This window comes from Croceibacter sp., from assembly GCF_002716225.1.
GTDB lineage: Bacteria > Bacteroidota > Bacteroidia > Flavobacteriales > Flavobacteriaceae > Croceibacter > Croceibacter atlanticus.
Map to the genome: position 1 here is coordinate 32,122 of NZ_PAZX01000010.1, position 24,289 is coordinate 56,410.

16 protein-coding genes and 1 pseudogene are annotated in these 24,289 nt (G+C 34.2%); 10 read left to right on the top strand and 7 right to left on the bottom strand.

Going from position 1 to position 24,289, the window contains the following annotated elements; translation table 11 throughout:
- Positions 1 to 61: 61 nt before the first annotated feature.
- Positions 62 to 2,071 carry a T9SS type A sorting domain-containing protein gene (locus tag CL818_RS07400; RefSeq protein ID WP_272973069.1) on the top strand — a complete coding sequence of 670 codons (2,010 nt, stop codon included), beginning with the start codon at positions 62 to 64 and terminating at the stop codon, positions 2,069 to 2,071.
- A gap of 52 nt (positions 2,072 to 2,123) precedes the next feature.
- On the opposite strand, the gene CL818_RS07405 is transcribed toward CL818_RS07400, so the two are convergent.
- Entirely contained in the window at positions 2,124 to 5,549 is a 3,426-nt protein-coding gene (locus tag CL818_RS07405) for a DUF8818 domain-containing protein (RefSeq protein WP_286972533.1), read from the bottom strand.
- Positions 5,550 to 5,668: 119 nt separating this feature from the next.
- Between CL818_RS07405 and CL818_RS07410 the strand changes: the two genes are divergently transcribed.
- The 3 genes and pseudogenes from CL818_RS07410 to CL818_RS07420 all read left to right on the top strand — a co-directional run bounded on the left by CL818_RS07410 (position 5,669) and on the right by CL818_RS07420 (position 8,505).
- Entirely contained in the window at positions 5,669 to 6,433 is a 765-nt protein-coding gene (locus CL818_RS07410; RefSeq protein WP_272973067.1) for an exodeoxyribonuclease III, read from the top strand.
- Between the two features lie 27 nt (positions 6,434 to 6,460).
- On the top strand, positions 6,461 to 7,426 hold the full coding sequence (locus CL818_RS07415) for an OmpA/MotB family protein (protein ID WP_286972535.1): 966 nt from the start codon (positions 6,461 to 6,463) through the stop codon (positions 7,424 to 7,426).
- A gap of 40 nt (positions 7,427 to 7,466) precedes the next feature.
- Positions 7,467 to 8,505: pseudogene (locus CL818_RS07420) on the top strand (aldo/keto reductase).
- Positions 8,506 to 8,517: 12 nt separating this feature from the next.
- Here the strand turns inward: CL818_RS07420 and CL818_RS07425 are convergent.
- Positions 8,518 to 9,414, bottom strand: coding sequence for a metallophosphoesterase family protein (locus tag CL818_RS07425; protein ID WP_286972537.1), 897 nt, complete (start codon positions 9,412 to 9,414; stop codon positions 8,518 to 8,520).
- Positions 9,415 to 9,529: 115 nt separating this feature from the next.
- Between CL818_RS07425 and CL818_RS07430 the strand changes: the two genes are divergently transcribed.
- A complete protein-coding gene (locus tag CL818_RS07430) occupies positions 9,530 to 11,788 on the top strand; it encodes a patatin-like phospholipase family protein (protein WP_286972539.1) in 2,259 nt (752 codons plus the stop codon).
- Here the strand turns inward: CL818_RS07430 and CL818_RS07435 are convergent.
- Genes CL818_RS07435 through trmB form a run of 3 tightly spaced genes read right to left on the bottom strand, consistent with a single transcriptional unit; the run spans position 11,785 to position 13,425 of the window.
- Complete coding sequence (locus CL818_RS07435) at positions 11,785 to 12,111, bottom strand: MGMT family protein (RefSeq protein WP_272973062.1); 327 nt, start codon at positions 12,109 to 12,111, stop codon at positions 11,785 to 11,787. The genes CL818_RS07430 and CL818_RS07435 overlap by 4 nt on opposite strands.
- A gap of 1 nt (position 12,112) precedes the next feature.
- The gene (locus CL818_RS07440) at positions 12,113 to 12,748 is read right to left on the bottom strand and encodes a LysE family translocator (protein WP_013186125.1); all 636 of its coding nucleotides are present in this window, start codon (positions 12,746 to 12,748) and stop codon (positions 12,113 to 12,115) included.
- 5 nt (positions 12,749 to 12,753) lie between these two features.
- Positions 12,754 to 13,425, bottom strand: a complete 672-nt coding sequence (trmB, locus tag CL818_RS07445) for a tRNA (guanosine(46)-N7)-methyltransferase TrmB (protein WP_013186126.1) — start codon at positions 13,423 to 13,425, stop codon at positions 12,754 to 12,756.
- A gap of 93 nt (positions 13,426 to 13,518) precedes the next feature.
- Between trmB and CL818_RS07450 the strand changes: the two genes are divergently transcribed.
- Positions 13,519 to 14,571 (top strand): glycosyltransferase, encoded by a 1,053-nt coding sequence (locus tag CL818_RS07450; protein WP_272973061.1) that lies wholly within the window; start codon positions 13,519 to 13,521, stop codon positions 14,569 to 14,571.
- Here the strand turns inward: CL818_RS07450 and CL818_RS07455 are convergent.
- Positions 14,515 to 15,603, bottom strand: coding sequence for a sensor histidine kinase (locus CL818_RS07455; RefSeq protein ID WP_041240850.1), 1,089 nt, complete (start codon positions 15,601 to 15,603; stop codon positions 14,515 to 14,517). The two genes, CL818_RS07450 and CL818_RS07455, sit on opposite strands and share 57 nt — an antisense overlap.
- A 3-nt stretch (positions 15,604 to 15,606) precedes the next feature.
- Positions 15,607 to 16,287 (bottom strand): response regulator transcription factor, encoded by a 681-nt coding sequence (locus CL818_RS07460; RefSeq protein ID WP_013186129.1) that lies wholly within the window; start codon positions 16,285 to 16,287, stop codon positions 15,607 to 15,609.
- 165 nt (positions 16,288 to 16,452) lie between these two features.
- Here CL818_RS07460 and CL818_RS07465 point away from each other — a divergent pair, with 165 nt between their 5' ends.
- The 4 genes from CL818_RS07465 (at position 16,453) to CL818_RS07480 (ending at position 23,665) form a co-directional block, all read left to right on the top strand.
- Positions 16,453 to 19,236 carry a TonB-dependent receptor gene (locus CL818_RS07465; RefSeq protein ID WP_272973060.1) on the top strand — a complete coding sequence of 928 codons (2,784 nt, stop codon included), beginning with the start codon at positions 16,453 to 16,455 and terminating at the stop codon, positions 19,234 to 19,236.
- 81 nt (positions 19,237 to 19,317) lie between these two features.
- On the top strand, positions 19,318 to 20,448 hold the full coding sequence (locus tag CL818_RS07470; protein ID WP_502692231.1) for a beta-helix domain-containing protein: 1,131 nt from the start codon (positions 19,318 to 19,320) through the stop codon (positions 20,446 to 20,448).
- 566 nt (positions 20,449 to 21,014) lie between these two features.
- A complete protein-coding gene (locus CL818_RS07475) occupies positions 21,015 to 22,580 on the top strand; it encodes a lamin tail domain-containing protein (protein ID WP_502692225.1) in 1,566 nt (521 codons plus the stop codon).
- A 104-nt stretch (positions 22,581 to 22,684) separates the two neighbouring features.
- The gene (locus CL818_RS07480; RefSeq protein WP_286972679.1) at positions 22,685 to 23,665 is read left to right on the top strand and encodes a LuxE/PaaK family acyltransferase; all 981 of its coding nucleotides are present in this window, start codon (positions 22,685 to 22,687) and stop codon (positions 23,663 to 23,665) included.
- The last annotated feature ends 624 nt before the right edge of the window (positions 23,666 to 24,289 follow it).

Here is a 24,289-nt window from a genome sequence, read left to right on the forward strand (position 1 = left end):
AGTGATTTATCGTAAATTTTGTACTTTCCCCGATTGATAAACTTAACTTAATTATAAATTTATGAAAAACTTTACTCGTTTAGCCTGTTTTTCGCTTTGCTTTATTCTTAGTCTAAGTGCTTGGGCACAGAAAGATCCGCAAGGTGTTAAAGGTCCCAATGGACTAGTACGTTGTTTAACAACAGAAATGGATACAGAACTTTCTAATCGTTATCCAGAACAAACTATTTCTAAAGAAGAATTTGAAGAGTGGCTAGCTCCAAAAATTGAAGAATTTAAAGTGAATCAAGCTTTAACTAGCTTACAGCAACCAGTATTAACCATACCAGTTGTCATTCACATTATACATGATGGAGATCCTATTAATGTTGCCGGCGGAGAATTATCTGAGAATATTTCTTACGCACAAGCTGTATCTCAAGTAGATGTATTAAACGAAGATTTTAGACGCCTTATGGGAACACCTGGCGCTGGAGAAACTAACTATAATGCAGGTGTAGATGTTGAAATAGAATTTTGTCTTGCTACACAAGACCCTAACGGTGCAGCATCTAATGGTGTAAATCGTGTAAACCTTTGCCAAGAAAGTTGGTCTACAGCAGATATAGATGGTATTGTAAAGCCTGAAACTATTTGGGATCCTACTAAATATATGAATATGTGGTCTGTAAACTTTACAGACTCTTCTTTATTAGGATATGCTCAATTTCCTAACAGCTCAGGATTAGGTGGATTAAACACAAATAATGGTCCTGCAGATACAGATGGTGTTGTTTCAAACTATAATGCATTTGGAACTTTAGCACAAGATGACGGATCTTTTATCTTAAACAACACTTATAACTTAGGAAGAACTATGACTCACGAAGTTGGACACTACCTAGGTTTAAGACATATTTGGGGAGATGGCGCTTGTAGCGTAGATGATTTTTGTGATGACACTCCAAACTCAGATGGCGCAAACTTTGGTTGTGCTATGGATTCTTCTTGTGGCTCTATGGATATGTCTGAAAACTACATGGACTACTCAGACGACTCTTGTATGAATACATTTACAGAAGACCAAAAAACACGTATGCTTACTGTAATGATGAACTCTCCAAGACGTATGGAGCTTCCAACTTCAATAGGGTGTTCTGCAGGTACTGCTAGCACTAATGATATTGAAGTTAGATTAACTTGTTTCACAGAAAATATTTGTGAAGTAGGATTCTCTCCAGGAATTGAAATTATAAATAAAGGTACAGCTGCAGTAACTGAAGCTACAATTACCTATTCTGTAAATGGTGATGCTGCTCAAACTTATGAGTATACAGGAAACCTTAATCAGTTTGATATAGCTTCAATTAATTTACCTAGCGTAGATGGTATTAATGGTAATAACACTGTAAATGTATCTGTAACTGATGTTAACGCTACAACAGATGAAGTTGCTAGTAACAACTTAGATAGTGATGAATATATTTATGCGAACGACGGTGATATTACTGAATACAACGCAACAACGTATTTCTTAGAATTAGTTACTGATGATTATGGTAGCGAAACAACTTATGAAGTAACAGATGCAAGTGGTAATGTATTGTACGAAGGCGGTCCATATGAGGATAACACAACTATAAACGATGAATTTACAGTAGAAAATAATGAGTGCTTCCAGTTTACTATTTTCGATGCATTTGGCGATGGTATCTGCTGTGGCTATGGTGATGGTAGCTATTCACTAACAACAGGTGATGGTACTGTGGTAATTGAAGGTGGACAATTTGAAGATTCTGAAAGCGTTGCCTTTAGAGCTAATCAATCTCTATCTGTTAAAGAGAATGCTTTTGCAAACTTTGCTATTTACCCTAATCCTGCAGATAATGTTTTAAACATCTCATTAAACAATACTAATGAGTTGCCAGAAACTGTAAAAGTATTTAATACTTTAGGGCAAGCTGTTGTTACTAAGTCTGTAACCAATAGCTCAGATTTAAATGTAAATGTTTCTAGCTTACAAAAAGGAATTTACTTTGTAAGAATAGAGAATGAAACTACTAGTGGTGTTGTTAAGTTTGTAAAGAACTAAATACAAATCACTAATAAATATAAAAGGCTGCCAATTGGCAGCCTTTTTTTATTTAAAAATATGCCCTAAGTTGTACGCTTCCTGTATGTATAGCATCTAGGTTTTCACTCTTTCTTCCATTATAACTTAGATTAAGGTCTAAGTACTTAGTAAGTTTTTTCTGTGTTAAAAACTGCCAAGTATAATTTTTATCAGGCTGTAATCCTTCTAACATTTGATATGCAACTGGCGAAAATGCACTACCAGAGAAATCATTTTGTATGTAATTAAACTCTCCACTTATAGCAAATTGTTGTTGGTTGGCATAAGAAAACCCTAACCCAAATTTTTGTTGATCTAACTGTTCTTTACCTCCAATTAAATTGTCTTGAAAATTGTAATTATAAAAGATATCAAAACGAGTTTGTCTGCTTAAAAGGTAGGACAGCTTGGGATCTATTGAAACGCCTTCAATATTAAAATTTCTACTTTCAAAATTTTGAGAAATACTTTCAGTGGTACTTAATTGATTTTCTATTGAAATTAACCAGCTTTCTGCAAATTTGTGATTAAAATTTATTTGGTGGCTCTGCTGTATATTTTCTTGTAAACCAGTAGAGAGAAGGTTTTTAGCTTTAGTTGATACGTAACTATAGGATGTAGTAAACTTTTGTTTACCTCTATTAAAAAAGATACTGTTTCTAAAACTAAGGTTAAGAGCTAATTCCTTTTCATCATTATCATTAAAAGGATTAATATCAAAAGCCTCACCATCTCGGCGAATCTTCCTGTCTATTAAATAGGCTGTCTGATTGTAAAAATGAGACATAAACTTCTTAAACCCATTAGTTTCTTTTTCCCAAGACCTCAAGTTTAAGGACAATGTCTGGCTAAACTTGTTTTGGTGTGTTCTTATAAAAACCTGATTTGGTAATAACACTCTTATAAACCGTGCTTCATCTTGAAATTGGGCAATTTCAAATTCTTCCAATTCTTGAACACCGTTATTATTATAATCGTTCCAGGTATATTGCCCTTCACCTGTATCAACCTCAACATAAGTAAATTCCTGTTGTGGCAAAGTACCACTGTTGGTTTCAAACGTAGTGTTTAAAGAGATTTTCTTATTGGCTATAAACTGGCTATATACAATTCTGGAATTTAAAGAGACATCATCATTATCATCTTCAGTTTCATCTTCTAAAACTCTATAATTTGCAAAAACTGCTAATTTTGTATTACTAGTATTAATTAGCCTAGACTTTAAATAATAGTTGTTTGAGTTACTAACACGAGTTAGCTCATTACTTTGTACACTATCATTTACGCGATACCTATACCCTATTTCTGCAAACACATTTGTACTATCTCCAACACCAGTATACACTTCATAATTCATAAATCTTTGACTATCTCCCGTTAAAGAGTCTGTTGCCACTTGGCGCTGCTGATTATTTTCTGCACTATATTTTGCTCCAATCCAAGACTTTTTGAACCCATATACTGCGTTAATATTTGCTCTTAGGAACTCTGAATCTATCTCTGAACCTTCACTATTTAAGTAACTTGAGTTTACAAAGGTTTTAAGCCTACCAAAAGTTAATGCCGAATTAAACACGTGTCTAGAACCACTAAAATTATCCTCATAATCTAACTGCTGAAAACTATAGTTAACAATACCTTGCTTTTGGTTAGACAACTCTAAACCTCCTATTACATAGGTTTGGCTTCCTATAGGTGTCTGTAAATTCCAATCGCGTTCAAATTCTATATTATAAATACGCTGTATACTTTGATATTCGTCTTGTATGTAATTAAATGTTCCGAAGGCATCTAAATTCCAAAGCGAGTCATTGGTAACTATACGTTGTCTGAAATCAAATTTTGTTGCCACACCATCATTATCATCATCATCTATATCTGAAAAAAGATTTAAGTCATTTTTACTACCTGCAATCTCAAAATATAAATTTGTTTTTTCTGAAGGTTTATATCTCCCATTTACAACACCTATCTGCAATTTGGTAGGTGCCTCTAACTGTATAACAGGCGCAAAACTACCTTGAGGAACGCCATTTACTGGAGCTACATATTCATAAATTCTATTTATTGCAGAGGCATCACTTAAAATATAATCTCCGTTGTTTGCGCCCACATTACTAAACTGTATTTGAAACAACTCATCTTCAGCATTTGTAGAGAACACATAAACTGGCTGACTATTTATAGTTTCTAACCTGTACAACACTCGGTTTTCACTAAATTCAGAAGGTTGCACACTAGAGGTAAACATTTGAGACATATCATCTCCAGCATCTGCCAATATTGCTACTTGCTGCGCATTAAGGTTTTGTTGTAGTGGTTGGTTTTTACTATCGTTTTCTGAATATACAAAAGCACCTATCTTTAAGTTATCACTTTCATAGTTTCCGCCACCAGTTGCTATAATCCTAGTATAATTACGCTCACTAAATTGGTACTGCACACTAATCCTCATTTCTGAAGTTATAGGATAGGTGCTGTTAAACATTATTTCACCGGCATTATAGTCTATCANATAATCTTTATTCTCTCCACGTACNAANGGCACNCCATTNACATATACAGTTTCACTNCCAGAAACAATAAGTACAAAAAGCTCTCCGTTAGGACCAGTAAGTTTATANGGACCTTGNTTTCCTTCTTGTCCTTGAAACTTACTTTCTGTAAAAACACCTCTAACCAACGCGCCTGCTGCAAATAAATTTGTAGAATTACCNTCAGGATTTAATGTTGCACCCAAAGATATTCCTTGTACTTTTTTTTCGAATGAAGCAAAAAACGATTCATTTTGAACAAGGTTTACATCNCCTGCTCTAATGTTCCAATTATCACTAAATAGCTCAATAAAAACTTGATCAAATTCATCTAAATTTTGAGAATAGCCACCTTCCTGAAGCGGTATATTAGAGTCTTGTATAGAGGCTCTTAAGCCTACTCTAGGNCTTATTTGTCCAGAAATCTGTAAATCTAATTGAGAGTCTAATACTGTATTTTGATTGTTACCNACNCGTATTCCTCTAGAAATACTTCCGCTTGTATTAAGGCCATCAAAAGGCGTGAATGTTTTTACACCCTTTTCTTGTTGGTTAAGTTGGTATAATTTATTTAGATCATCGTTATTTTCTACTATNATACTTTTATCTAGCTGAAAATATCGTTTGGTTAAGAANTCTGGATATGGTAAATATGATNCCTTTAAGGTATCATTNGCNGCNGTATTTAAAAACGTATTAGAAAATGTGATTTTAGCCAAGGAAAAATCAACTTTATAAAATGCAGTATCTATNGGTTTTCCNGTTGTATCGAGTAATTGAAACCTATTAGGNTTTATACTAACCGAGTCNATAAAAACACTGTCACGAACAACTAAAGTTTTCGTCTTCATACTACCAACAGTTTGTTGTGCAACACCAACTGTTACAACACAAAACAATAAAATGAAAGTTAGTATGCGCATCTTAAGTAAAACTACTGTTTTTGATAATTATTTTATGCAAAACNCAATCATTTTAGTCGCTATTTATATGGGTTTCGTTAATTGTATCCCTTAAATTTGAAGCTGCAAAAACAAATCTCATGAAAATAGTATCCTATAACGTTAACGGTATAAGAGCAGCAATGCGAAAAGACTTGATAAGCTGGCTTTCTCAAACAGATGCAGATGTAGTCTGTTTACAGGAAATTAAAGCTAATCCAGATCAATTTGATGAAACAGAATTTCATGATATAGGCTACAAGTATTGTTATTGGTATCCTGCTCAAAAAAAAGGATATAGCGGCGTTGCTTTACTCTGCAAAACTAAACCCAACCACGTTGAATATGGAACAGGTATAGCTACAATGGATTTTGAAGGTAGAAATATTAGAGCAGATTTTAATGATGTTTCTGTAATGAGCATGTACTTACCGTCTGGAACAAACTCTGCAAGATTAGACTTTAAGCTAAATTACATGGATGAATTTTTAGAATACTCTAAAGATTTAAGACACAGTATACCTAATCTTGTTGTTTGTGGAGATTATAATATTTGTCATAAACCAGAAGACATTCACGATCCTGTAAGATTAAAAAATGTATCTGGATTTTTACCTGTAGAAAGAGATTGGCTCACAAAATTTATTGACAGTGGTTTTATAGATTCTTTTAGAGTTTTTAATGACCAGCCAGAAAACTATACGTGGTGGAGCTACCGTGCAAATGCAAGAGCTAATAACAAAGGTTGGCGTTTAGATTATTTAATGGTTACACCTCCATTACAAGAAAAACTAAAACGTTCCGTTATTTTAAAAGATGCAGTGCATAGCGATCATTGTCCTGTATTATTAGAATTAGATTTATAATTACCCAAACCAAAAACCCTACAAAGTATGAACACNATAAAANTAGCAACAGTTGCCCTTACAGGAAGTTTATTATTAACTTCTTGTGTTTCATCTAAAGTTTACAAAGATTTAGAAGGAAAATATGCAGATGTAAAACGAGAAAATAGAAGTTTAAAAGATGATTTATCTAAGTTTAAAACTTCAAGTGAAGAGTTTGAAACTAGCTTAGAAGTTATGACAGATAAATATGCTTCACTTAAAGCAGAACATGATCAATTAGAAAGTGATTATAATGCTACTAAGCAATCTTATGAAAGCCTACAGAAATCTTATGATGCATTAGAGGCAAATAGNAGTAAAGCATTAGCTGAAAACTCTAAACAAAATAGAGCACTTATAGCAGAACTTGAAGACAAAAAGAAAGCATTAGCCGAAGAACGCGCGACATTAGATAAGCTTAAAGCAGATTTAGAGTCAAGATCTAATAGAATTAACGAACTAGAAAGCGTTATTGCAGCCAAAGAAGCTAAGATGCAAGCTCTTAAAACAGCCGTTTCTTCTGCCTTAGGAGATTTTGAAGGAAAAGGGTTAACTGTTGAGCAACGTAATGGTAAAGTTTATGTTTCTATGGAAAATAAGCTGCTATTTAATTCTGGTAGTTGGGCTGTAGGTTCAGAAGGGCGTCGTGCTGTAAATCAACTTGGTGAAGTTTTGGCTTCAAATCCAGATATTGCTGTTCTTATTGAAGGTCATACAGACAATGTACCTTATGGTGGTAACGGCCCATTACAAGACAACTGGGATCTTTCAACTAAAAGAGCAACATCAATAGTAAATATTTTAAGAGAGAACTCTCAAATAGATCCGCAAAATCTNACTGCTGCAGGACGTGGTGAGTATTTACCAATAGCGTCTAATGATAGCGCAACTGGCAAAGCTAAAAACAGACGTATAGAAGTTATCTTAACGCCTAAATTAGATGAAATCTCTAAACTTCTTAACGATATATAAATCAGTTTAAAGAAGTTACTAACCTCACAACAGTCTAATTATGGAATACAANAAAATACCAGGAACAGATATTAAAGTAAGTAAAATTTGCTTAGGATCTATGACTTGGGGCGAGCAAAACACAGAAGCAGAAGGACACCAGCAAATAGAATATGCACTAGAGCAAGGTGTTAATTTTATAGATACTGCAGAAATGTATTCTGTTCCCGGAAAACCAGAGACGCAAGGNTCTACAGAACGCATTATCGGTTCNTGGTTGGCAAAAACTGGTAANAGAAAAGATATAGTATTAGCATCTAAAATTACAGGACCTAGCCCAACATTTAAACACATAAGGCAGCCTTTAGATTTTAGTAAATCTTCAATAGAAGACGCTTTGCATAAAAGCCTTAAACGGTTANANACAGATTATTTGGATATATACCAATTGCATTGGCCAGAACGAAATACAAATTTTTTTTGGACAGCGTGATTATACCCATAAACCGTCAGAAGCTTGGGAAGATAACTTTAATGAAGTTTTAAATACGCTGGAAGGTTATGTGAAAGATGGTAAGGTTAGACAAGTTGGTTTGAGTAATGAAACGCCTTANGGTGTTATGAGATGTGCCGAAGAAGCTAGAAAAGGCAACCTTAAGGTTGTTACAGTACAAAACCCATATAATCTTTTAAACCGAAAAGACGAGATAGGTTTGAGCGAAGTATTGCTAAGAGAACAAATTGGTCTATTACCATATTCGCCACTTGGGTTTGGGCAACTTACCGGAAAATACTTAGATGGAAAAACGCCGGAGAAAGGTAGAGTAACTTTATTTCCGCAGTACTCAAGATATCACAATCCTAATGCTTTTGAAGCTACACGTAGGTATAATGAAATTGCTAANTCGCATAATTTAAGCCTCACACAAATGTCTCTTGCATTTATAAGACAAAAGCCATTTGTAACATCTACAATTATAGGCGCAACAACATTAGAGCAGCTAAAAGAAAACATTGGAAGTTACAACGTCACTTTATCTGAAGAGATNATAAATGCTATNGATGAAGTACACAATGACATTCCTAATCCTGCACCTTAAGTTTTTATTTACTTAGGTTGTAATGTAATCTTTTAAAGGAGTAGGTCCTTCTAAGAGCACCCTTTCAATTTTAAGAAACCCTTCATTAGTCGTGGCAATATCCCATTTTATAAGTGAGATGTTGCCACGTTCTATTTCTAAACCGGTAATNCTTCTCGGGTGCACACAGCTACCATCATTAAAATAAGCAATATCTCCTGGCTCAGGAAATCTAGGTCTATGTGTATGGCCTGTAATAGTTAGCAGGTTNTTATTATTAACTATCCACTTTTTAGTACGACGNTCCACTTTAATAAGTTCTTTATAATTCTTAGCAGGACTTGTAGGGTCTGCAATACCAACAATTTGTAGAGGTTTCCACAGAATCCTAACTAAAAACCTATTAATTCTCCAACCTACATAGTTCATAAAATCTGCTTGATGGCCGTGTACACAAAATATTTCTTGTTTACTANTCTCNTGTGCTAACACTAATGCTTCAGGAAATTGAATACTNGGAAACAANGGTAAATCCTTTCCTGTACGGTGATCAAAATATGTGTATATATGTTTTTTAACNTAAGATTGGTCNCGCAGAACCATATCGTGATTTCCGTAAACAATATGTANTCTATNTTCAAGATAGAATGCTTTTAAAAGTTCAAAAACATTTTTGTGTGCTCTTAAAATAGTGTCAAACTCTATATTTTCCCAGAGTTCTGTTCCATCTCCTAATTCACAATATGTAAAGCCTTCTTTGTAGTAATGCTTTAAAGCGTGAAAGTATACGTTTTTGTTATTGGCAAAATCGTCTGCAAAACTATTGTCGCCTCTATGGCAATCACTAAAAAAAACAAGCTTAGAGTCATCATTAAATGAAATACGTTTGGCCTCTTTATATGCTCTAGAAAACCGTTTTTGTGAAGACATGTTTTTATTATAAATATACACAGAAAAAATACGTTCTATATTAAACTTGCATCTTCAACTTTTATATAATTTTGTTACAACCAACAACCATTGTATTACCTATCTTTATAAAACCTTGAGATCAATTAAAATACATAGTACTGCTATCCTATTGCTTTGTTTAATCCTAAACTCTGCATACAGTTTTGGTCAGGATAATTTAGACGCTACAAAAGATATAAAAGTAGGCTTAGTACTTAGTGGTGGTGGCGCTAAAGGGTTAGCCCATATAGGTGCCTTAAAATTAATTGAAGAGTCTGGAGTTAGGATAGATTATATTGGCGGCACAAGTATGGGTGCTATTATTGGCGGCCTTTATGCCTCCGGATATTCTGCCAACCAACTAGATTCTATTTTTAAAAAAACCGATTTTAATACACTTATACAGGATAACCTTCCGCGAAGCGCTAAAACATTTTACGAAAAAGAAGACGCAGAGAAGTATGCTTTAACATTACCTTTTGATGGCTTTAAAATCTCATTTCCATCAGGTTTAAGTAAAGGTCAGAATGTTTATAACTACATGAATAAGCTTACAACTCATATTGGAGATTTAAATGATTTTAGCAAATTGCCTATTCCTTTTTTCTGTATGGCTACCAATATTGAAAATGGAAAACAAGTTTTATTAGAAGAAGGCTCATTACCGTTAGCTATTTCTGCTAGTGGAGCCATTCCCTCTATTTTTAGTCCTGTAGCAATTGAAGATCAAATATTAACAGATGGTGGTGTTAGCAACAATTACCCTATTGAAGAACTGAAGAAGAAAGGTATAGATGTTATTATTGGCATTAACGTACAGGATAGCTTAGTAGATCGTAAAAACTTAAGCTCAGCTTTCGAAATTCTTACGCAGGTAAATAATTTTAGGACCATACAAGATATGGAGAGTAAGCGTGAAAAAACAGACATTTACATAAGACCAGATATTACTAAGTACAACGTATTGTCTTTTGATGATGGCGACTCTATCATTAAAAACGGATACAAGGCTGCGCTTTTAAAATTTGAAGATTTAAAACGTGTCGCACTTAGGCAAAAACCTAAAAAAGCTTCAAAGGTAGATGTCAAATCTTCCGATGTTCTTTACATTAAAGATATTATTGTTACGGGAAACAAAAATTACCCAAGATCCTATATTCTTGGTAAGCTTAAAATTAGAGACTACACGTTAATTACCTATGAGGACTTTAACTATGGCATAAACAACCTTTCTGCAACAGGAAATTTTAATAGAGTAAATCATCAACTAATTCCAGATGGAGATGGCTACAGGGTTAGTATAGATGTTATAGAAAGTAATGAAAAAATGCTCCTAAGATTAGGGCTTCATTATGATGATTTATACAGAACTGCAGGATTACTAAACATAACTAGAAAACGTCTTTTTTTTAAAAATGACATTACTTCTTTAGACTTTATCTTGGGAGACAATGTGCGTTATAATTTTGAATATTATATAGATAAAGGAAGGTATTGGAGTGTTGGCGCAAAGTCCAGATACAACTCATTTGAAAAGAATATAAACTTCTCATTAATAAGAGAAAACACCAACATTCCTAACTTTGATGTTAACCAAATTGAAGTGAATTTTGAAGATCTTACCAACCAAATATATGGGCAAACTTTGTTTAGACAGCAGTTTCAACTTGGGCTAGGCTTGGAGCATAAATATCTTAGAATAGATTCTGAAACAATTGGATTAGATGAAAACACCCAATTACGCGGCATCGTAATTGAAAACAGCCATATCTTTAGCACTTTTGGAAACTTGAGGTTAGATACTTTCGACAATAAATACTATCCTACCAATGGTGTGTTCTTTGATGGTGATTTTCATCTGTATGCTTTTTCTAGCGACTTTAATAATGATTTTGAAGAGTTCTCTATAGCTAAAGGAAAAATTGCTTACGTATTTTCTCCACTACACAAATTTGCCTTTAAAATTGGCTCTGAAGCTGGTTTTAAAATTGGAAATTCTAATATGAATACTTTAGATTTCTTTTTAGGCGGCTATGGTAATAAGCCTATTAATGGTATTGTCCCATTTTATGGTTATGATTTTATAAGCCTTTCTGGAGACAGCTATATAAAAGGAACGTTAGATTTAGATTTTGAAGTCTTTAATAAGAATCACATAATAGCTAGCGCCAATTTTGCAAATGTTGAAGATGGATTGTTTAAAAATGGAAATTGGTTAACTTCTCCAGATTTTAGTGGGTATGCTCTTGGCTACGGTATTGAAACACTTTTAGGACCTGTAGAGGTTAAATGGAGTTATTCTCCAGAGGTAGATGAAAGCCAATATTTCTTTGTAGTCGGGTTTCGCTTTTAAATCTCTTTCATAGGATCCCAAAATACATCTGTAAAATTTTGCACTTGGTTATCTATAATAATGTGACCTTCTTCTTCTAATAACTGCTGCATAAGATTTGTACCATTAAAATGATGTTTGCCAGTTAGCACACCGTTTCTATTTAAAACTCTATGTGCTGGTACATCTTCTATATTTCCTGCATTATTCATAGCATAACCAACCATTCTTGCACTTTTTGCAGCACCAATTGCCTTTGCAATAGCACCATAAGAGGTCACCTTACCATAGGGTATTAACTTTGCAACGTCATAAACCCTATCAAAAAAACTAGGCTCCTTCATATTACTCTATATGAAATGGATAATAAATTCTTATTAAAGCTATTACTACCAATATGGCCATAAGAGCAGCCATAAAATAATTGGAATATTTAGAGAACGTTTGGGTTTTAGACTCAATCTTAAGGAAAGATAAGACATAAAAGTACAGGGTTGTAAATGTTCCTAATCCTGCTGCCAGCATAAATAAAAGAATCTCCAGGTTACCATAATCTACAGTTCCTTTAGCATTAAATGCTGTACTAATTACACAAAAATATGGTATGGGGAAAATATTTAATGCAGACACTCCAAAGCCTTTAAAGAAACTGCGAGATCCTGCTTGTTTAGGCACCTTAAACTCTGGATGATGTTGTTTAGCCTTAACAAAAAAATAAATGGCCATAATTCCAAAAATTACAAGACCAGTTCTTAATAAAATATTTCTAACAAATGGGTTGTCAAAAATATATTTAGCTAGCAGTATGGCAATTAATGCTTGAAACAGTACAGTTACAGATGCACCTAAGGCAGCAAACATTCCATTTTTACGGCCACGCTCTACACAAGTTTTAGCCACAGACATGTTTACCAAACCTGGAGGTATAACACCTACGAGAGCAGCTATATATGTAATTATAAAAAGTTTGGTTAACGCCAAGTGTATTAGTTTATCCTAAATCGAATATAAGTTATAGGTTTTCCTTGTTCAAGATACTGATTTTCATAGAAAGTCTGTATGCCAATCACATCTTCTGGAGAATATTCGTTTTTATAAACATTATGGTTAGCCTCTAAAACTTCATGTCCTTCACCGTGCAGTAAGCCAAGTGTATAGCCATGCATAAACTCACTATCTGTTTTAAGATTAACTACACCTCCAGGTTTTAGTATTCTTTTATATTTCTGCAAAAACTCTGTATTGGTCATACGGTGCTTTGTGCGCTTGTATTTAATTTGGGGATCTGGAAAAGTAATCCATATTTCATCTACCTCGTTAGCTGCAAAAATATCTTCTACCAATTCAATCTGGGTTCTTACAAAAGCCACATTAGGCATCTCATCCTCAATTGCAGTTTTTGCGCCACGCCAAAAACGAGCACCTTTAATATCTATACCCACAAAATTTTTCTCTGGATATTTTTTAGCCAAGCCCACACTATACTCTCCTTTACCACAACCTAACTCAACAATTACAGGATTGCTATTACCAAAAAACGAGGCCCAACTTCCTTTGTGTTTAAAGTTTCCAGAAACAACATCTTCTCGCGTTGGCTGAAACACATTTTCAAATGTTTCATTTTCTTTAAAACGCTTCAATTTATTTTTACTTCCCACAGATAATATTTTATGCAAAAGTAGAGATTTATAAAGCTTTAAGAATAAGTGTATATTTACTTTTTAAAAAAAGTTTTAAAGGCAACAGGTTTTATGCTGAAGAAAAAAATTCTGGTGGCACCACTTAATTGGGGATTAGGACACGCCACACGTTGTATTCCTATCATTAATGCATTAATTTCAGATGGCTTTGAGCCTGTATTAGCTTCAGACGGTGCAGCCCTAGCTTTATTAAAAAAAGAATTTCCAAATTTAGCATTCCACGAATTACCTTCTTATAACATAACTTACTCTAAAAAAGGAGCATTATTTCAGTTTAAAATGTTGCTGGAAAGTCCTAAACTACTAAAGAGTATTTATGCTGAGCAAAAAGCTTTAAAAAAGATTTTAAAGACTGCTAAGTTTCACGGTATTATATCTGATAACCGTATGGGAATTAGGAGTACTACTATACCTTCTGTATTTATCACGCATCAACTAAATGTGTTGTCGGGCAGCACTACAAAATTCAGTTCTAAATTACACAGACGTTATATTAAAAAGTTTGATGAGTGTTGGGTTCCAGATTTAGAAGGTTCCCAAAATTTAAGTGGCAAGCTTGGGCACTTAAAAAACAGCACTCTACGCATTAAATATCTTGGGCCGTTAAGCAGATTTAATAAACAGCTATTACCCAAAACATACGATTTACTTGCTATGGTTTCTGGTCCAGAACCTCAACGCGAAATGCTAGAAGACATTTTTAAGGTGGAACTAAAACTTTTTAAAGGTAATGTGCTTCTTATAAAAGGAAAGATTGAAGACAAGCAGACTATCGAGAAAGACGGCAATTTGACCATTTACAATTATATGATGGGCAAAGAATTGGAAGATGCATTTAACCAAAGTGACTTGGTAATTTCCAGATCTGGCTATACAACGCTTATGGATGTTGCTAAATTAGGTAAACCCGCATTCTTTATACCTACACCAGGCCAGTTTGAACAAAAGTACTTAGCTAAGCGTTTAAAGAAAATGAAACTAGCGCCAGCTTGTAAGCAGCATAAATTTAAGGTGGAGAAACTAAAACAAGTGTCTAATTACGATGGTTTAGGTCATCTCGGTAATCAATGGGTCAACTTCAGTGACTTCTTCAAGCTTTTCTAGTGTAAACGAAAACTCACTACCTACACCAAACTCACTTTCTACATAAATCTTTTCTTCGTGAGCTTCAAGTATATGCTTAACTATAGAAAGTCCTAAGCCAGAACCTCCTTCTTTACGGTTTCCGCTTTTATCTACTCTAAAGAAACGCTCAAATAAACGCGGTATATTTTCCTGCTTGATGCCTTCGCCATTATCTGTAACCCTAACTAAGATCTTATTGTTTATAAAATCTTCGACAGTTATTTCTGTAGTACCATCTTTCTCTCCATATTTAATAGAGTTCACTACAAGGTTGGTTAAGACCTGTTGTAACCGTTCCTTGTCTCCACAAACCATAACATCTGTATTAGAATCGAAGTCATAGAGCAAGGTGATATTTTTTTTGGCAGCTTTCATTTCTAAAAGCTCATAAACGCTATGTATAAGTTCTGAAATTAAGAAGTTTTCTTTATCCAAATGAAGATCTCCAGCTTCAAGCTTGGTAATCATATCCAGATCTTTAACAATATAGATAAGCCTATCTACACCTTTCATTGCTCGATTAAGGTACTTTTTTCTTAAGGTTTTGTCTTTCATTGCACCATCTAACAAGGTGAGAATGTAACCTTGTACCGTAAATAATGGTGTTTTTAATTCGTGAGATACATTCCCTAAAAATTCTTTACGGTAAGATTCTCTAATCTTTAAAGCTTCAATCTCTAATTTTTTACCCTTTGCAAAGCGTTCCACTTCACTTTTAAGGGTTGCCATATCTGTAGTTACTTGGGTTCTTTGTAGTGTAGTAGCATCTAAAAGAGAAACACTATCATAAATACCCTTAACACGTTTATAAATGAATTTTTCAATACGCAACTGTATAACCATAAAGGAAAACAGATAGCAACTTCCTGCAAACGTTAGGATAAAAAATAATGAAATTGAGAAGTCGAAAAATGAGAATAGAAATATACTTACAAGTACCGTTAAGAATATTGTAATATAAAACGAGGTGTTAAATGCGAACTTAAAGGAACGCTTAAATTCTTTAGCCATTAATTAAGATACAAACTTGTAGCCAACACCTTTAACAGTCTTAAAGCGCTTGTCGCCTAATTTCTCACGCAACTTACGAATGTGAACATCTATGGTACGGCCACCAACTACTACTTCATTACCCCAAACACGGTCTAATATATCTTCTCTTTTAAAGACTTTGCCAGGTTTAGATGCTAATAAAGATAATAATTCAAACTCTTTTCTTGGCAAAAGAATCTCTTCTTTTCCTTTAAGGATTTTATATTCTTCTCTATTAATTATAAGATCACCAATTTTTACAACATTATCATTGGTACTATCTTCTACAATACGTCTTAACAAAGCATTTACTTTACTTACAAGGACTTTTGGTTTAATAGGTTTAGTAATATAATCATCTGCACCTGCATCAAAACCAGCTAGCATTGAGTAATCTTCTCCTCTTGCCGTAAAAAATGTAATTATGGTATCTAGGTCTGGTATTTTTCTAATTTGCTCACAAGCCTCAACACCATCCATTTCTGGCATCATAACGTCTAAAATTATTAGCTGTGGCTTTCTTTTTTTTGCAAGTTTAACAGCCTCTTTACCATCTGATGCTGTAATGACATTGTAGCCTTCAGAAGAAAGGTTATATCCTACAATTTCTAGTATATCTGGCTCATCATCAACCAGTAAGATAGTAATATTCTTGTTGTCCATAGGTAAGTTAGTTTCTGCAAAAGTAAATATAATCGATAAAACGGCTATGTTAAGTTATTGCGTGTTAAAATAACATTATGCTAACATACATAGCTAATAGAGTTAACTTCTGCTTAACCTGAATCTTTAATCTTGATAGTTTCTTTGCACAAAATTATAAAAGTAATGATTAGAGTTTTTCAGATCTTAATATTTGTCTTTTCTACAATCGTAGTAGCACAAGACGTAGGTTCGGTTGCAGGTAGCCTTTCAGACAAGGATAACAACAATGAACCATTGCCCTTTGCAAATGTTATTATTAAAGGTACAAGTAAAGGAACCACTACAGATTTTGATGGTAACTATTTGCTAGACAACATTGCAGTAGGAACCTATACTATCGAGTTTAGCTTTGTTGGATATGAAACATTAGAAGTTCCTAATGTTGTTATTGAAGCAGGAAAGGTAACAAATATCACCACTGCCTTAGGCGCTTCTGCTGCTGCACTCGATGAGGTTATTATTAAAACCACTGCTAGAAAGGAAAGTGAGGTCGCTTTATTATTAGATCAAAAGAAAGCTGTAACTATTAAACAGAGTATTGGCGCAGATGAACTTTCAAGAAAAGGTGTAAGTGATGCTGCAGCTGCTGTATCTAAAATTTCTGGTATTTCTAAACAACAAGGTGGTGGCAATGTTTATGTACGTGGTTTAGGAGATCGCTATTTAAACACTACATACAATGGCCTTACAGTACCATCTAATGATATTGAAAAGAAGAATATAGATTTAGGTTTATTCTCTTCTGATGTTATTCAGAATATTGGTGTTAGTAAAACTCACGCAGCAAATTTTTATGGAGATTTTGCAGCTGGTAATGTTGATATCGTTTCTAAAGAATACACAGGAAAATTCTTTATAACTGCTGAAACTGGTAGCTCAATAAATACTAGAGCAGTTGATAAAAACTTTGTAAAAAGTGAAGGCACAAGCTTTTTTGGATATTATAACAGATATGACAACAACCCTTTTGCAGTAGTTGTTTCTCACGGTGTAGATCCAGAATCTGCTTCTGGACCAGTTGCTTTTACAGGCGCTATTACAACAGGAAATTCTTGGAATATCGGAGAAGAGTCTAGATTAAGCGTTTTTGGTACAGTATCCTTTAGTAATGATTTTGAATACAGAAGAGGTACACAAGTAGACTTTACAACTGTAGAGAAAAAACGTTTCCCAGACAGTGAAGAGTTTGAATATAGCACAAACACAACTGCTATGGCAAATATTGGATACAAGATAAACAACAATCACAGGTTAACCTTTAACTCATTGTTTATTAATGATGCTACAGATGAAGTTGGTTATTTTGGTATTGGTGGAAATGGTACCAACAGAGATGCCATATTAAATACAGACAAAGGCTTTTACCAGATGAACGTACAGTTTGATCAGGATATGGTTTTCGTAAATCAATTAACTGGTAAGAGCAGACTTAATGATAAATTAGAAGTAGAGTATGGTATTGGTTTTAATAATGTACTAGCAAGACAACCAGACCGTAAACGTATTAGTGTAGAGCGTTATGATTTAGCATTAGATAATGATCCAAACACAAACCCTTTCTTTTACAGTAACATAGCCTTTGACAATCAACGTTATTTTCAAGAAATTACAGATAATGAGCTTAATGCACGTGTAAACCTAAATTACAAGCACTCAGAAGAGCTTACGTTTAACTTTGGTTACAATGGTAGATCTAAAACTCGTGAGTTTGAAAATGTAAGATACGGTTACGACTTTATTAACGGTACCAGCACAGAAGTTCCAGACATAAACAACTTAGACGCTGTATTTTCTCCAGAAAATATAGGTGAACTTTATGACATATTTGTTTTTAACGCAATAGATCCTTCTCAAGGTATTACAAATAGAAACAATCCAGGTTTACCAGAAAACATTTACGAAGGAGAACTTAACGTACAATCTGCTTATGTAGATGCAGAAATTAAATCTGGAGAAAAATGGACATTTGTACCTGGATTAAGGCTTGAGTATTTTGACCAACGTATAGATTACGATGTAATTAATATTATTGCTACAGATCCAGGCTTTAGAGAAGCAGACGAGTTATTTATACTACCTAGTTTAAATATTAAATATGCGTTAACTGAAGATCAAAACTTAAGATTCTCTGCAAGTAGAACTGTATCTACTCCAGAATTTAAGGAAGTAGCACCTTTCGTATATGAAGATGTAACACAACGTATTGGTGGTAACCCAGATTTATTAACAGATCCTGCATTTTCAAGCATCCTTAACTTAGACCTTAAATACGAATGGTTTTTTGGAAGATCTGAGTTGTTTTCTTTAGGAGCATTTGCAAAGCAAATAAACGACCCTGTAAACTTAGTTGTTGCTAATGATGCAACAGGTACACAACGATTTGCAAGAACAGGAGACAAAGCAGAGGTATTAGGTGCAGAAATAGAGATTCGTAAAAACCTTATGGTAGATGAAGATGAAAACAGCATATTCTCTACAGGTGCTAATGTTACAGTAATGCACACAAAACAAGATTTAAAGAGTTCTCAAGGATTTATTTCTACAACTTTTGATAGAGACTCAGATGAATTACAAGGAGCATCTCCATTACTAATAAATGCAGATGTTAGCTATAGCCCAACATTTGGTACATATAAGCCAGTAGCTAACCTTATTGTTTCTTATTTCTCAGACCGAATTGATGCATTAGGATCTGGACAACTAGGAAATATCACAGAAAAAAGTGTAACTACTTTAGACTTTGTCTGGAAAAACCAAATAGGAGATCACTTAGAAATTAATGCCAGCGCAAAAAATCTTTTAGATCCAACCATCGAAAGAGTACGTGAAAATAATGGAGGCGATATTACTATCTCTAATTACAAAAGAGGAATTAATGTCGGCCTGCAACTTAAATATAACTTTTAAAATCAACTCTAAACCAATCAATCTTAAAATTTAAAAACAATGAAAAAAAATCTTTTATTAACAGGNCTTACAGCAGTTGCAATGTTTTTTGCATCTTGCTCAGATGACGACACTTCTCAAATAAACATCACCAANGGTGGAGATGGTGGCAACGGAAACCAAGACAACGTAATTGGAGGTACATTATCTGAAGATTTAACTCTNACGGCTAATGAAACNTACACATTATCTTCTGCTCTTATTGTTCCAACAGGAAGAACATTAACTATTAATGAAGGTGTAGTAGTTAAAGCAAATGCAGGATCAGATGTATATATTGCTGTACAACAAGGTGCTACAATTAACGCTTCAGGATCTGCTTCTAACCCAATTGTATTAACATCAAATGTTGCAACTCCTAATGCAGGAGATTGGGGTGGACTTATCATTTTAGGTAGAGCACCTATTAACTCTGTAGCTGGTGGAGACGCAACATCTACTTCAGAAATTGGAAACTTACCATATGGTGGTAGTATAGAAAATGACAACTCAGGTACTTTACGTTACGTACGTGTTGAGTATTCTGGTGGTAGTGCAGATGCTTCTTCAGAAAACAATGGCTTTTCTTTTTATGGTGTAGGCTCNGGTACAACTATTGAATACATTCAAGCTTTTGAAGGTAAAGATGATGGTGTTGAGTTTTTCGGTGGTACTGTAAATGCAAGCTTCATATCTGTAGTTGGCGCACAAGACGACTCTGTAGACTGGACTGAAGGTTATACTGGTTCTTTAACTAACGTATACGTAAGACATGGTGTAGATCATGACAAAGGTATTGAAGGAGATGGCTTTAATACAGATATAGGAAATAATTCAGACTCTGGATTTTTCTCAGCTCCAAANATCACTAACATTACAATNGTAGGACGTGGATCGTCTAACGAAAATGAAGCAATTCGTTTACGTGCAGGAACAAGAGCTTTATTCACAAATGTAGAACTTTCAGGTTTTGCTGAAGCTTTTGATTTAGATGATGAAGATGGAGAAAACATAACTGGTTCTGGTGTAACAGCTAACGAAACAGGTGTAACAGATATTTTATTTACAGATGTTACTTTAAGATTAAAGAACGATACTGGAGCAGAATTTACAGAAGATGATTTCTTTTCTGGTATAGACAATGGTACAGGTACAGATTACGATACTTGGAGCGCTGGTTGGGTAAGAAACTAAGCTAGAACCATTTAATATAAATTAGCCTCTCCATGTGAGAGGCTTTTTTTTTANCTATTACTACTATGTTANAATAACATTAAATAGTATTGATATTAATCATATTAACAAAACGTTTGGAATCTAATTCGTATTTTCGTACGAATAATAAAATTTATCTATGATGAAAAAAATTACTTTTTTACTTACCTTTTTATTTGCAAGCACGCTTATGCTTGCTCAAACAGTTGCTCTAGAAGAGAGCTTCGAGACAGATGGTAATGGTACACGTTATACTACCACTACACCAGAATTTACTGATGGTTTTAATGATTTTTTCCTTAGAACAGATGGTTCAGACATTAACTCATCTTATGAGGTATCTGGAGCAGATGGTTCTTTTTTCTTTGCAGCTCACGATATAGATGGTGAAGGTGCAGCCCCAATACAATCATTAGATTTTACTGGTATAGATATTTCNGGNTTATCAAANCTTTCNTTTGTAATGNTTGCAGCTGAAGATGATGATGGTTCANCTAACCAAGACTGGGATNCAGATNCNTTNGTNTNNGTAGAAGTTCAANTAGATGGNGGTGGTTACACTAAAATTCTTACAATTTGCTTCTNNAGGNNNTANNAATACAGANCCNGGTTTAGATACAGATTTTGATGGTGTTGCAGATAGCACNCCTTTATCAAGTGCTTTTCAAACATTTAANGTTGANTTAGGTGNTACNGGNACTGTNGCAGATCTTAGAGTTACTTTNNNAAANTTANATGCNGGCGATGAAGATATNNCNATAGATNANTTANGATTANTAGACAATTTTACAGTAACACCAACGGTTACTATTACTGCACCAACAGATGGTCAAGTATTTGCAGATGGCACTACAAGTGTAGACCTAGAGTTTACAACAGCTAATGCTCCTGCAGGAAGTACTGTAAATGTAATTGTAGATGGCGTAACTACTGAAGATGCAGCAAGCCCATTTGCTATTCCTACTTCAAACGGAGAAACTTACAATGTTACTGTTGAATTAAAAGATAGTGGTAATGCTACTTTAGACTCAAATGCAATTTCATTTAGTGTTGCTTTTCCTTGTGATTTATTCTTGGGAGATGCGACTACAGATTGTGATACACAAACTGCAGGAACAGATACATATACTACAAGCATTCCTTTTACAAACGGCGGAACATCTACGTACACAATTAATACTGGTGGTGTAGGAGTTGTTGGTGGNGACGATCCATCTGCTGTTNCAGAAGGTACTATAACAATTACACTTGTAGATGAAGGTACAGACTTTACTGTAAACATTTTAGGTGACACTGCAGATAGCGGTTGCGATCTTACAAGATTTATAAGTGCTCCTACTTGTGTAGCTACAGCAGCTTGTCCTGGTGAAGGTGCTATAATTATTACTGAAATCCTTCAGAATCCTNATGGAACAGATACAAATAAGGAATATTTTGAAGTTTANAATACAACTGCTACACCTATTGATATGATGGGTTGGATTATTTCAGATGCTGGATCAGATTCTTTTACTGTTGAAACTTCTGTAATAATTGCTCCTAACTCTTATGCTGTTTTTGCTAACGAAGGAGATGCTGCTCTTAATGGNGGTATTACTAACGTTGCTTACGAGTATGATGGTATGGCTTTAGCAAATGGAGATGATGAAATTATTTTATCATGTNCTGGTACTGTAATAGACCAAGTATTTTACGATGGTGGTGCAGAATTCCCAGATCCAGATGGTGCAAGTATGGAGCTTGCTATCGATGCGTTAAATAGCACAGACAATGATCTAGGTTCTAATTGGGGTACTGCAACTTCAACATATGGAGATGGTACAGATATGGGAACGCCTGGCGCTCCAAATGATTTTGTATTAGCAACAGAGAACTTTAACAAGCAAACGTTTGTATTGTTCCCTAACCCAACTGCAAATGGTTCTGTAACAATAAACACTACTAACTCTTCTGATGCGACTGTAGCAATTTACAGCATCCTTGGTAAGAAAGTAGTGTCTCAAAAGCTTACAAACAACACATTAAATGTGTCTGCTTTACAATCTGGAATTTACTTAGTGAAAGTAACTCAAGATGGAGCAGTATCTACTCAAAAGCTTATCGTAAGATAATTTAGCTGAGTTTATAATATATAAAGAGCCTTCAATAACTGAAGGCTCTTTTTTTATGTTTCAAAATTTAATTAAAATGACATCTTTAGGTTAGCTATCTTTGTATAATGCTAAGAGAAGACATCTTTAAAATAACTTCAGAATTAGAGTTTAACACACTTGCCTTACGTGTGTTTAAGTTTCAGTACGAAGCTAATGCAGTNTATCAAAAATTCTGCAAACTTCTAGATAAGCATCCTAGCAACGTAAACAGCCTACGTGATATTCCTTTTATTCCTATTGAATTTTTTAAGTCTCACGACATCCTATCGTCTAAAGAGCCTATTGTAAAAACNTTTACAAGTAGTGGCACAACAGGTTCTCAAACAAGTAAGCATTTCATTACAGATTTAACTATCTATGAAGACAGCTTTAATATAGCATTCCAAGAATTTTACGGAAACCCAGAAGACTATGCAATTTTAGCATTGCTGCCGTCCTATCTTGAACGCGATGGTTCNTCTTTAATCTATATGGCAAATAATTTAATAGCAGATTCTAAACATCCTAAAAGCGGNTTTTATCTTCATAATTTGGAAGACCTTGCGCAAACACTAAAAGCGCTTGATGNTAGCGGACAAAAAACATTATTAATAGGTGTTTCTTTTGCGTTATTAGATTTGGTTGANGCTTATTCATTTCAACTTGAAAACACTATTGTTATGGAAACTGGAGGAATGAAAGGACGCCGAAAAGAAATGATTCGTGAAGAACTNCACGAAATTTTAAGTAAAGGATTTGGAGTTAACAACATTCATAGTGAATATGGAATGACAGAGTTATTAAGCCAGGCATACTCAAACGGCCAAGGTGTTTTTAACTGTCCTAAGCANATGAAAATTTTAATTCGAGATCCAGAAGATGCCTTNACATATTTAANTAAAGNNAAAACTGGAGGTATAAATGTTATAGATCTTGCCAATTTAAACTCTTGTTCGTTTATAGCAACTCAAGATTTAGGCAAACAGATATCNGAAACAGATTTNGAAATCTTAGGGCGTTTTGATCATAGTGATGTTCGTGGTTGTAACTTAATGGTGTTATAATGGCAGAGCAAAATAACAACCTAGGCTATGGCTGTTTATCATTTTGCATTAGTGTAATTGTTGCTGCAGTATTTACAGCTATTATTTATGCTAACATTAAATACAACATACTTCTTATTTTTATAGGAACGCTTTTTATTGCCAATAGAGTTACACCTTTGTTGTTTAGGAAGACAGCATCTACCTCAACATTTAAAACAGGAAAAACGNCNGGTTTTATAATCCTCGGAATTATATCTGCAGGTCTTTTTTACCTATATAATAGTACTAGCAAAGATCGTAACATTATAGACACTGTTGAGAATACTATTGACACCCGATTCTTAAAAACAGGAACAGATTCTGTTAAGGTTTTTACACATAATCGTACTTGGCGTGATTATTATGGCGCCTCCTACTCTAGTGAATTTATGGTAAGAGAACAAGATTACCATAGACTTAAAAACCAAACTGACAATTTTAAATATACAGGTCAAGCAACATTTTGGGGAGATTTATATGCTTTGGTTTCAACCAATGACGACTCAAGTTTAGATTTGGTTTATAATGCATTTGAAAGTTTAAAGACCTCAGAAAANTTAAATGCCAAGCAATTTGCAGATATGGTTGTNACTATGGTNCAAG